Annotated in this window: 16 protein-coding genes; 10 read left to right on the forward strand and 6 right to left on the reverse strand. The window is 44.4% G+C overall.

What is annotated here, in order from left to right:
• Window positions 1-704: 704 nt before the first annotated feature.
• From DXZ20_RS31640 to DXZ20_RS31650, 3 genes are all read right to left on the reverse strand, one after another.
• On the reverse strand, window positions 705-1,013 hold the full coding sequence (locus tag DXZ20_RS31640; protein ID WP_163702810.1) for a hypothetical protein: 309 nt from the start codon (window positions 1,011-1,013) through the stop codon (window positions 705-707).
• Window positions 1,014-1,167: 154 nt separating this feature from the next.
• A complete protein-coding gene (locus tag DXZ20_RS31645) occupies window positions 1,168-1,521 on the reverse strand; it encodes a hypothetical protein (RefSeq protein ID WP_250565993.1) in 354 nt (117 codons plus the stop codon).
• Window positions 1,522-1,744: 223 nt separating this feature from the next.
• Complete coding sequence (locus DXZ20_RS31650; protein WP_163702811.1) at window positions 1,745-3,016, reverse strand: bifunctional DNA primase/polymerase; 1,272 nt, start codon at window positions 3,014-3,016, stop codon at window positions 1,745-1,747.
• 369 nt (window positions 3,017-3,385) lie between these two features.
• On the opposite strand from DXZ20_RS31650, the gene DXZ20_RS31655 reads away from it, so the two are divergent.
• From DXZ20_RS31655 to DXZ20_RS31700, 10 genes are all read left to right on the forward strand, one after another.
• Window positions 3,386-3,607, forward strand: coding sequence for a helix-turn-helix domain-containing protein (locus tag DXZ20_RS31655; RefSeq protein WP_250565994.1), 222 nt, complete (start codon window positions 3,386-3,388; stop codon window positions 3,605-3,607).
• Between the two features lie 325 nt (window positions 3,608-3,932).
• On the forward strand, window positions 3,933-4,325 hold the full coding sequence (locus tag DXZ20_RS31660; RefSeq protein ID WP_163702812.1) for a hypothetical protein: 393 nt from the start codon (window positions 3,933-3,935) through the stop codon (window positions 4,323-4,325).
• A 16-nt stretch (window positions 4,326-4,341) separates the two neighbouring features.
• Window positions 4,342-4,629 carry a hypothetical protein gene (locus tag DXZ20_RS31665; RefSeq protein ID WP_163702813.1) on the forward strand — a complete coding sequence of 96 codons (288 nt, stop codon included), beginning with the start codon at window positions 4,342-4,344 and terminating at the stop codon, window positions 4,627-4,629.
• A 104-nt stretch (window positions 4,630-4,733) separates the two neighbouring features.
• Window positions 4,734-5,300: a hypothetical protein gene (locus tag DXZ20_RS31670; protein WP_163702814.1), complete on the forward strand. Its 567-nt coding sequence runs from the start codon at window positions 4,734-4,736 to the stop codon at window positions 5,298-5,300.
• 46 nt (window positions 5,301-5,346) lie between these two features.
• Window positions 5,347-6,042, forward strand: a complete 696-nt coding sequence (locus tag DXZ20_RS31675) for a GIY-YIG nuclease family protein (RefSeq protein ID WP_163702815.1) — start codon at window positions 5,347-5,349, stop codon at window positions 6,040-6,042.
• A gap of 146 nt (window positions 6,043-6,188) precedes the next feature.
• Window positions 6,189-6,437 carry a hypothetical protein gene (locus DXZ20_RS31680; protein ID WP_163702816.1) on the forward strand — a complete coding sequence of 83 codons (249 nt, stop codon included), beginning with the start codon at window positions 6,189-6,191 and terminating at the stop codon, window positions 6,435-6,437.
• On the forward strand, window positions 6,437-6,844 hold the full coding sequence (locus tag DXZ20_RS31685; RefSeq protein ID WP_163702817.1) for a hypothetical protein: 408 nt from the start codon (window positions 6,437-6,439) through the stop codon (window positions 6,842-6,844). The genes DXZ20_RS31680 and DXZ20_RS31685 overlap by 1 nt, the downstream gene beginning before the upstream one ends.
• Window positions 6,845-6,889: 45 nt before the next feature.
• Complete coding sequence (locus DXZ20_RS31690; RefSeq protein ID WP_163702818.1) at window positions 6,890-7,270, forward strand: hypothetical protein; 381 nt, start codon at window positions 6,890-6,892, stop codon at window positions 7,268-7,270.
• A gap of 166 nt (window positions 7,271-7,436) precedes the next feature.
• Entirely contained in the window at window positions 7,437-7,652 is a 216-nt protein-coding gene (locus tag DXZ20_RS31695; protein WP_163702819.1) for a hypothetical protein, read from the forward strand.
• 409 nt (window positions 7,653-8,061) lie between these two features.
• The gene (locus tag DXZ20_RS31700; protein ID WP_163702820.1) at window positions 8,062-8,313 is read left to right on the forward strand and encodes a hypothetical protein; all 252 of its coding nucleotides are present in this window, start codon (window positions 8,062-8,064) and stop codon (window positions 8,311-8,313) included.
• 138 nt (window positions 8,314-8,451) lie between these two features.
• On the opposite strand, the gene DXZ20_RS31705 is transcribed toward DXZ20_RS31700, so the two are convergent.
• From DXZ20_RS31705 to DXZ20_RS37930, 3 genes are all read right to left on the reverse strand, one after another.
• A complete protein-coding gene (locus DXZ20_RS31705; RefSeq protein WP_163702821.1) occupies window positions 8,452-8,670 on the reverse strand; it encodes a hypothetical protein in 219 nt (72 codons plus the stop codon).
• Between the two features lie 46 nt (window positions 8,671-8,716).
• Window positions 8,717-8,905 (reverse strand): hypothetical protein, encoded by a 189-nt coding sequence (locus DXZ20_RS31710; RefSeq protein ID WP_163702822.1) that lies wholly within the window; start codon window positions 8,903-8,905, stop codon window positions 8,717-8,719.
• Window positions 8,898-9,469: site-specific integrase (locus DXZ20_RS37930; RefSeq protein WP_250565995.1), on the reverse strand; the 572-nt coding region annotated here is incomplete at its 5' end. The genes DXZ20_RS31710 and DXZ20_RS37930, both read right to left, overlap by 8 nt.

Genomic DNA, 9,469 nt, shown 5'->3' on the forward strand with positions numbered 1-9,469 from the left:
TAGTTGATTTCCGATTCCTCTCGCTTTAGCCGCATTAAAGGCTTGTATTGCAGATTGAGTTCTAGCACTTCCTGTAATAGCGGTACCTGGATTTCTTGAAACGTTACTTCTAGTAGTACCAAAACGACTAATATTTCTACCGGATGCTGTTGTCCCTCTAGACGTACCTCGTGTATAGGAACTATTGTTTAATGATGCATTTCTTCTAGCAGTTTCTCCAACCGTTTCAGGCCCTCTGTAATTGGCATTGGTATTGAGTTGATTCAGTCTATTACTTGCTCGGTTTCTAGCACTAATTCTGGCACTCCTAGCATTGCCCCTTTGCATATCAGGGAAACGCATTCCCCCGCTCCCTCTACTCCCATAAAAGGAACGCTCTAAAGAGAACCGACTGTTTACCTGATTACTAAAACTGGAATTACTAGAAAATGTTGTTCCAGGGCTAGCACCATTACCATATCTGAGTACGTTACTGTTTCCGTTGGTTAAAACAGTAGAGCCTTGTCCAATATTTAAAGATGTTCCTTTGGGTATATTGCTAGTTGACATAAAGCAAAAAATGACAACTCAAAAAAACAAGCCATTAGTGTAATGACTAACAGCTTCCCTTGTCATAATCCATTGGATGTAGGTACCCCTTACTTAGTTTGTGTTTGCACCAAATAAGTAATTTAATTGAGTGCTTAACTTATTAGGCTAGCTCACTAAACCTGTAAGTAGGAACCTGGAATAGTACCGTCTAACTCTGGTTGTACTGCTGCCCATAATGATGGGTATTCTGTAGACGTAAAATTAGGCTGTAGCGAAACGTTAATTCTGAAACTAGCAATGTTTTGCTCTGTATAAGAACGAAACAAAGATTTGTCATATTGGAAGACATTTAAACCTTCGGCTTCCTGATATCTACGACCATTGGCCATAAACTCTAGTGTGGAACAGACCCAGACCGCTAACGTTTCTAGATCAGTTAAGGCACTGTCCGGGATATCGGCTCTTGAAATGGGAATAGCCATAATACTTGATAATAGCTTTGTACTAGAACATTGTACTCAGCACATTTATTAAATGGCCAGAACTCATGACTTAATTAAAAAACCTCAGTATGGGCTAAGAAATGGAGGGTTTGAGTAAGCTGAAATACCAAAATAAACTATTAGGAAATAGTAATTATGCCCGCTTTTTGTGACTGAGTAATGATTTTTGCCATTGTTGGATAGCTCGCCGGTGGACTATTTGGTTGTGTCGGTTTGCCTGCCAGTCCTGCAACAATGGGCGATTGTAAGTGATGCGTGAACCCTCTCTGAAATAGTGAGCCCCCTCTAACCAGTGTTCGTGGTATCGCTCGATTGTTCTGGGGGAAACACACAACAACTTTGCTGCCTGTCGTTTGTCGATGGTTTCGGGCAGTTCTGTCCCTTCCATCGTGGTGGCTATCCGTTCTTGAGCTTCGGCCTGGCGCTCCAAGGCGATCGCAATTCGGGTTAATGCATCCAGTAGCTTAAGCACGCGCCAATCCTCCATCTATCAGCTCAATACACAGCCTTTCTTCCAGCAGCAACAGGTCGTTAAAGCTACACCATTCCTTTGTGGGGCAGTCTAGCCATTGGTTTAGCCATTGACTTATCAGTGGAGATCTCCACGACAGTCCGGCAATAGTCATCAAAACCTCTACCTTCGCTATCTGATCTGAGAAGTCGATAAGCCCCTCTCTGAGAGCCAAGTCACTCTCGGAGTTTTCCACAGCTCAACATCCCTGCAAGCCTGTGGAAAACCCCTCTCCTCCCCCTGAACCCCCTCCTGCACCCCTGGGGTAAAGATTTTTTTGGGCGTCCGTCACGGGAACACACCTCAGTAACCCCCCAAAGGTGTGTAATCCCTCTGATACCAAGGATTTTGCAGAATCACTTAACGGTTCTTTACTTGCCTGAGATCGCGGTTGATCGCGCTCTGAGTCTGGCATTACACACCAATGGTCGGGATGCCAAAGGGCTAGGTTTTTGTAAAGGGTCTGGGCGGATGTCTGCGCTAACTTGCATAATTGAGTCATCCTTGCCGTAACACCCTCTAAGAGCTCTCCTCTTTTGGCTAAGTAAGTGATGGCTTGAGATATCCGCTTCCTGGCGTCGAGCTGGCGCTCGTCGTTTAGGTTTTGAATAGTGCTCACAGCTGTAGTCGTGGGTTGAGATCCAATTGGCCACCAGAAGCGTGTGGCCCATCTCGCCCAGGCTCGGCTTTTTTTTGCGATCGCACCCTGATGACGGCACCACTCGTGATATCCATCACGGGTCACCGCCATTTGCTCTACATAGGTCCACAGCTCATCGTCTGCCAGGCCCTCAAATACCCGTCCATAGCATGCGATCGCTTTAAGGATGCCGTTGGTTTGCCCCTGGCCTGTCCAGCCAAGGTCGATTTCACGGCGTAAATCATCAGCCCATAGCTCAACCTTCCCTGCTACCGATCGCCGTCGTTTACGTTGCAGTTCACGGCCTTGCTCCAATGCTGATTGAAGTAAGGACAGATCCTGGGCTTGCATACAAAAATCCCACTGCCAGAAAAACCGTTCCAGGTCTCCAGCAGTTGGAGCAAGATTGTGATCCATTAAGCAACTTCCCGAACCAGGTTGCAGTGGTAACCGGTGACCGTTGTATTCAGTAACCTCCCACTTACGGGCGTAGGGTTTGATATTAGGGAAGGTTTCACAGTGACCAGGCTTTACCTTGATACCTTGGGCTTCCAATGCATGTTTTAAGGTGCATGCCAGGTTGAACGTGCTCACTGACGCTGGCAATGGGCAGTAGAGATGCCAGCCTCCCGACCAGGATGATCGGGTAAGGATAGTACGTACGATGCCTATGGTTTCTAGGGCTTCTCGGATTTTATCCAGGCTTTCGGCATTGTGATAATCGCCACCAGCGTCAATATCGATAACGGCGTAACGGGTTTGGTTAGCGAATCGGACACCTACTAAAACGCCCGCGTCCTGCCATCTTGACCACAGAGCACGCGGGCGCATTGGGAATGAGTGAGTAATCCATTCAGTATTGTCGGTACGTTGGATCGTTCGCCATCTGTAATGAAATGTTTCACACAAGCGCCTGGCGGTTAAATCGCTCGGCGGCGGGTCATTTAGGAGGTTAATGCGCATGTGAGTTCAATTTCAATTTATTTTGAAAAATGAGCAGAGCATCGTAGGGTAGTTCATGCGTTCGGGGTGTTAGACGTATCGTCTGACGCGGGAAAATAGGAGAGGCAAAGGGGTGATCGTGTCGCCAAACAAGAACCCCTTTGCATGTTGTCTACCCGGGCGCTTCGACTGACGAATCGCCTGATACATGCTATGTTAGATCCGAATGGTTCAAATGAGCAAATTACAGGGCCTGTTATGAAGCGCTTAAGAGAAGCCCTTGGTTTATCTCAAGAACGGTTTGCCAGACTTATTGGTTGCTCTGCTAAGAAAATTTCTCGTAGTGAGAGTGGCAGTGAGATTACGTTTACTATTCCTGAGATAAAAAATCTTGACTTGTTGTTGAAGGAGCATTTTGGTGTGGATATTCATGCCTTGCCAGATGATACTCAAAATGGAGATTTACCATTTCTCCACTAGTCATTTAGTTATAAAGACACCTGCGGTGCGAGTAGATCCAATCTGCAGGCGTCTATCCTTCCAAAATTTCGTTAGGAGGTATCTTTACACGTTCCCTTCAAAAGAGGAAAATTCGAGATTTTCGAACCAGTTTCTGAGTCTTGACAAATTGACTGCGGCGTGGCTCCACCCACGCCGCAAATTGTCCAATTCAATACCGCGATGTATTCAAAAAGGACTGATCGATTATGACCGATTAATGTCTGTGTCCGTGTGATCTAACTCCTCAGGTTTTCGTGAGGTAGGCCGCATACGTGGCCACAGTTTGTAGTGTCAAAAAACTCTTATGCAACAACAGTTTTTAAAGCTGAGTGACAATCGCGTCATTGGCTTAACCGGCAATATTGCTGAGCTTCACCATATGACAGAACAAGAAGGAGGCAGTGACAGCTACTGGATAACTTGCATTGCCGGAGAACCCTACGAGCTAAAAGCTGATGAGTTTCAAAAGCTTATGGCTTGGGCCACTCATCCAGACCGCTGCATGTTCCTAGAACCTGATGAGTTAACGGAGGGATTCCAGGAATACAAAGCCCGTGGTGGGTTTATGCAGTTTGACCAATGGAAGCAAATCTATCAACGGCACCAGCGACTAGTAAAAGAGTTGGGTGTCACCGATAACCCATCCAAAAACTTGATTGACACAGTCGGCCAATTAGAAGGCTCATTACTTCTGTAATTTAGCAATAACTAAAATGCAACAACATATTCCTGAAGACGGATTGACACAACGAAAAACAGTCCAGAACCCAGCGCTTGGAAGGCTTCTCAGTTACCATCCACCAGGTACTTTCTCAATCTGGGGAAACAACACTGTCGAAGCAGCCTTTTTCCCTAAACAACAAGAGGCCATCGTCATCAGTGGTGACTTTGACATTGTTCTGATTGAAAACACAAATAGCGTAGAAGACGCGATTGAACAATGGGATGCCGCCAAGCCAACTAATCAAGCCATGTCTGTTCAGAAGCTGAACACTTTCTGAACGGCATTAAACGGTCTAATGACAACGTTTTCACATTAAAAGTGTTCAAAAAGGTGTTCAAAAAGTGTTCAGCTTAGTTTTATCAATGTTTAGGAGTGTTCAAAATGCCTCAATCGCTTAGTTCTTGGTGTAAAGACAACGGTCTTGCCAAAGGAACTGTTCATTCAAAAGCAAAAGAACTTAAAATTGACACAAGTCATGGCCTTTCTGATGAAGCAATAGATGAATTATCCAAGGTATTTCACTTGGTTCAGGCAGAAGAGGATTTGCCTGGGCAGGGTGTGACGATCCATACCGGTAATCATCGTGGGGAATTGTCCCTGCCTCAGATGCCTGGCTCTCTAGATTTGTCTGACAACCGAGGACATGCACCTCTCAATACCGTTTCAGATGATGATATTGACGCCTTTCTGTCAGTTTGTGATGCCTGTGTTGAAGGGATGCGAGCGGACTATCAAAATCAGGTTGCTATTACCCACAAAAAGAAGCAGCAGCTGTCTCGGGTAGAACAAAAGGTAGAGGAAGTAAAAGAAGAGAATATGCGCTACAGGATGCGTTCTGAGTTTATTTCTCTGCACAATGATGAATTAGATCGAAAAATTCACGAAGGGATGTCGGAACTAAGCCAGGGAAAGTCAGTTATTGGAGGAAATGGTGGGCGCTCGCAATGATTGCGCTCATAAATAGATTTAATTCAGACGTTTTTTGAGGTGATATATGGCAGGTTTTGTTTACTTGATTTGGGTTCAAGGGACTGATAGATACAAAATTGGTTCTTCTGGTTATCCAGAAAAGCGGCTTAGGGCTCTTCAAACAGGGTGCCCTTACCAATTGGAATTACTGGCCATTATGGAATGCGCGGACTCTGAATACACGGAACGTATGCTGCATCAACAATTCAAACAATATCGAACGCTTGGTGAATATTTTGCATTTTCACCACTACTCATTCCTAATGTGTTGGCTGAGTTTAACAAGATCACACCTTTTGTTGCTTCTCAGCTTCAGGAAACGGCATCTCAAGCTACATTGATTATCGAACGCTTTAATGCCTTTAAACAGTCAACGGCAGAGGACATAGTGAAAGCGTCTGAGAACGGCCTGTGCATAGGTTTTTTGTGTTCATCTCTTCAGAGAATAGGTAGGGATGAAATTCCAAATGAATACGATGTTTTTAACGTTATGGCATCTAGAAGTTGTCTGTTAGCCTCAGATATAAGTCTTGCCATAAAGTTTGCCTTTAATTTAAGCAATGTTGATGAACTAGTGATTTCATCACTAGTTCAAATGGATATCAAGCATCCAGAGTCTATTGATGTTGCTATCCAACAAATTAAAAGCTTATTGCCAAACACTTGCAGCACGTTTGAGAATTCAAGTGAATCTGTAAGCGAAAAATTGGTGGAGGATTGACATGGTTTTAGCAGTAATTGTTTTTGGCCTTGTGTTTATCTTCTTTTCAAAAGCTGTTCTTTCAAAGCCAAAACCTAAGGGACGTAGACCACCTACACGCCGCCCACCCATGCCACCCCCTCATTACTACTACGAGGAAGACTGAAATGGCCCAACCACTTTTGTTGTTAATAGCAGTAATTGGCTTGCTGGCTGTTGCCAGCGATTCTGACGCTTACGTAGATGACGATGATCGTTATCCCGATGACAGACAAAGTCTGCCAAGGACAATGATCGGCTCAAGGGTCGTTGAAGACTATCGCCATGAGTGGCAAGACTTTGATTATTCAGAAGAGAGTTTTCAAGGGACTCAAAGATACCAAGACGAATGGGATAACTGGGAGGATGCCGCATAATGAAAAACAAAAAATCTGCTTTGGATAGAGTTCGCCATCTGCTTGGCTATGTTCCAGAAGACGATGAAGCCATCATGGAAATTAGTAATGATGAAGGTGATCATTGGGTAATGCATGTTCCGACTCACGATTTACTTCAAACGGGCAGCTCATTGATAGGGGCTGGTGCAGAGGTGGATAAAGATGAAGAACTTTACTACCAACCTAAAAAAGCTCAGCAAGAGTACGACTCTAGAGACCATCAGCAATATAGGTTTAAAGCAGCTCGTATTGTTGATGAAGACGAAGATGATGAGAGCACCTTTGATTATGAAGATGATAGAACTCGTGACCATGATTATTGGGATTATGAGGTCACTGACTACAATTCATCTAAAGTTCCTAAAAAATATAGATGGTGGCAATAGATACGTGAGGTAAAATAGTTCACAAGTACTATTTGAGCCTGGGGTATGGAAATTACACGCATCAACCACATTGAAAATCTTCAACTTTTTCTGGAACAAGATTCTGGATGGGTAGGCTATCCAGAAGACTTACTAGACATTGAAAGAGATTGTGCATGTCAATTGATTTTCAACGCATCTGACGAAGAGAAACAACAAGCTTGTAAAGATGTTTATTACATTGTTGTTGAACCTGATTATGAAGGGACCTTGTCGTCTGGCCAGAGAGAGTTGTACGAGGCTATGTTGTATCTACAACAGAATACAGTTCATTCTGTGGTGACTGTAGGTCAGTTAATGACAAAGCTTAATCTCAAGACTCCTATGCCTGTTTTGTCGAGACTAGATAATCTTCAAACGTTGAATGCAATCGATGGATATGCATAGTGGACTACATCGGGCCTAAATAGGCCAACTGTCACACAGGTCAACGCCCCATTCCTCCGTTGGGGGCTGTGAATGAAACCGGCGTAACTACGTTGACTAGTTGCCGCCCCACGCAGATATTCGGAAAGAGCTTATAAAAAAGCAAATTTGGTTTGGAGAGGAAAAGATGTACACCTATCAGGAAGCTCAGACGACTGCCGAAGTAATGATTGATTTTTGGTTAGACAACAGTGAATATGATGCGCTTGAGGTGTATGGGGCAAATTTCTATCTCAACAAAATTGGAAATCCTTATGTAGATCTCCTTGTCAAGTTAGATAGTGGGGACTCTGGATTATTTGAAGTTGATGTAGCTAAAAAATCAGCCGAGATGGAAATTTGAATAGTTGTGCCCCTTGCAACTTAAAAATGGCTATGGGTAGATCCACAGATAACAACCATTGGGTAGAAGGAGATAATCCTTGCCATTATTGTTTGTCTATATTGCCAGCGTTTACACTCATAGCATGCAAAATAGACATGCCTTAGAGCTGCTTGCTGATAGGCTGATCTAGGGTTGAATAATGTTCCTCTCCTCCTTGGCTAGTCATGTTGATAATTCCAGATGGTGAACTTCACCGATGTATTGAAGTGGTTGATGATGAAGAGTTTGGGCAACATAAACGACAATAATACTGATTTTGTTTATTAGTTCAACAATTGTGTTAGGGCGTCAGTCAACATGAGCATTCTGTGGATATCTCCTACTTATCTGTAGTTGTTATGCCATGTGGATATTCAAGCAATGACTTATGAATGATGAAATATTGAGACGGCTCAATCAAATAGAGCAAGAACTTAGGCAGATTGAGCCTAGAATTGATAGCCTGCTTGAAAATGCAACAGCTTCTACAGACCTTGGCTACGTCATAGCTGAAGTGAATGCTTTGGTTTTTAGAATGTTGATCAAACAGGGTGTTAAGAAGATGATGCCCATTGTTAATCTTTGTGTTGAGTTAGAAGATTTTGTGAATAGCTTGAATGGAGGTTCATTGCGGAGCTAAGCAGACATTTAAATATTGAACAATGAAGATAATCAGGCTTGAAACTAAAGTAGTGGTGTTTATCGTGAATGTTGTGGTTATTCCATCCCATTGACGAATGAGACCACCCTTAAAAAACATTTTAGAGATTTTGCCAGATTATGGATGACTACGAGATAGACGATAGAGAGTGCCCAGAGTGCGGCCATCATCCAACTCATTGGCGCAATTGTGATTACATAGGATGCGATGGCGGGTACGTCTCTCTCTATGAAGAAGACCCAATAAACTTTTCTCCTGATGAAAGCGAGAAATGTCCAGAGTGTAGTGGCACAGCAATTCAATGGTGGTGTCCAAACTGTGGAGCGGAGCTTTCAAGGTTCTACTCAGGAGCAGAGTCAGTCGACTATGACGAAGTCCCACTTTAATTGTCACAAGGTTGGTAAGTTAGCTTCACAATTTCTAGCACATCATTAGCTCCAGAAGAATCTATATTTTTCAACGCTTTCAGCGTTTGGCGGTCGGCAGCTGCACCTGGCCCAAGCTGCTCGACCAGGTCGCGATCGATCCCTGCAACTGTCACAATGCTATGGCTGGAGTACTGGCTAACCATTCCAAACAGACTTAAGCTCTGCTTCACCTCTCACACTTCCCGTATAGTGCCTCAAAATAGTCTCCTCACTGTTGCCGGTGATGGTGGCTATTTCACTGATAGACCAGCCTTGGTCGATTGCCTGAGAGATAAAACTGTGTCTCGTATTGTACGGCTTGCGGTAGGGCACATTGGCAGCGGCCAGCGCCGGTGTCCAATGTCGCTTCCTAAAATTGTGGTCATCAATGGGGTTACCCTTGGGACTGGTAAACACTAAATCATCGTCGCGGACCGTGGCTGATCGCCTGGCTCGAAACATAGCGACCAGGTCGGGCGATAGTTTAAATGCTCTACTCCGATTGGTCTTAGTCGGCTTCCGCTCACCACGTCCCCACGACTCACCAATCCAGACGCGATCGCAATTTTCCGATAGGTGCTTCCACCTCAAACCGGCAGCTTCACCCGTCCGACAACCAACCCCCATCAGGAATTTAACAAAGTCCAAGTAATGGGCATGGTTAGCTTTAAACTCGTCGAGGATGCGGCCATATTCATCTTGAGTAAAGGGTCTGGGGCGTTGCTTCG

Source organism: Adonisia turfae CCMR0081 (assembly GCF_011009555.1).
Taxonomy (GTDB): Bacteria; Cyanobacteriota; Cyanobacteriia; order Phormidesmidales; family Phormidesmidaceae; genus Leptothoe; species Leptothoe turfae.